This is a genomic window from Tomitella biformata AHU 1821 (assembly GCF_000524475.1).
GTDB lineage: Bacteria > Actinomycetota > Actinomycetes > Mycobacteriales > Mycobacteriaceae > Tomitella > Tomitella biformata.
Genome location: NZ_BAVQ01000089.1, coordinates 1 through 946 on the forward strand (window position 1 = coordinate 1; position 946 = coordinate 946).

General features: G+C 66.2%; 2 protein-coding genes. Both read right to left on the reverse strand.

Features of this window, described 5'->3' with window-relative positions:
• A partial coding sequence (locus tag TBIF_RS22095) for a PaaI family thioesterase (RefSeq protein WP_024796918.1) occupies window positions 1-389 on the reverse strand: 389 nt, incomplete at its 3' end.
• The gene (locus TBIF_RS22100; RefSeq protein WP_024796919.1) at window positions 386-772 is read right to left on the reverse strand and encodes a hypothetical protein; all 387 of its coding nucleotides are present in this window, start codon (window positions 770-772) and stop codon (window positions 386-388) included. The genes TBIF_RS22095 and TBIF_RS22100, both read right to left, overlap by 4 nt.
• Window positions 773-946 lie beyond the last annotated feature (174 nt).

Sequence of the window (946 nt, forward strand, 5' to 3'; positions counted from 1 at the left end):
GACTGCGTCACCTGCGCCACCGCTCGGCCGTGGCCATCCGCCAACTCGACCACCACCGCGATGGTCCTCCGGCCCACATGCAGCGGCCGGGCCGTCGCGGTCACGACGCCGGCGGTCACGCCTCGCAGGAACACGGTGTTCGACGAGGTGGTGCTGGTCGACGCCCCCGTCGGCAGGTTGAGGAACGCGAGGGCTGCCCCGATGGAGTCGGCCAGCACCATGAGCGCCCCGCCGTGCAGCATTCCGCCCGCGGTCGTCAGCCTCTCAGCCCAGGCGAGAGTGCCCATGACCTCGGACTTCGACGCCGAGACTAGCTCCACGCCAAGCGTTTTCGCCAGCGGCATCAGCGCCTGCATCTGGGCCGTGGTCAGCACGGGGGCCGGTTTCATGATGGAACTCGGTCTAGGAAACCCAGGACCAGCGACAACTGGCCGCGCGAGTCGCGGACTGCCACGTCGGAGCCGATGATCATCGGCTCCCCGCCCGCCGGGCCGAACGCCCATTGGAAGCGGGCCTGGTCGTGGTGGTTATCGACATCGCCGAGCAGCGTGAACTCGCCGGCGCCCTGGAACTGTCTCTGCACAGCTGCCATCGTCGCATCGATCTCCTGCCTGCCGCAGGCGATTGCCAGCGGATCGATGTACTGGGCGTCGGCGGACCACAGTGCGTCGATCAGTTGCCGGCGCTCGGTGTCGTCGGTGGTGTTCCAGACCGCGATGTAGCGGTGCGCGATGCTTGCGAAATCGGTGGGGGTGTTATTGAGGGTGGACATTGTCGGGCTCCTTCGAGTTGTGGTGACAGCTCCAACTCTGGGCCGGACGGGGCGGGCGTCGATTACCCGCGAGGTTATTTACCTCGGAGGTCATTGCCGTCAGGGTGCCGTCAAAGTCGTCTAGATAGCGTGTGAGCTGGCGGTTTGGGGAGAGACACGCCAATAGTCGTAGAT

Excerpts from the sequence above, each read along its gene's own strand:
- TBIF_RS22100 (WP_024796919.1), bottom strand. The coding sequence starts at position 772 with ATGTCCACCCTCAATAACACCCCCACCGATTTCGCAAGCATCGCGCAC.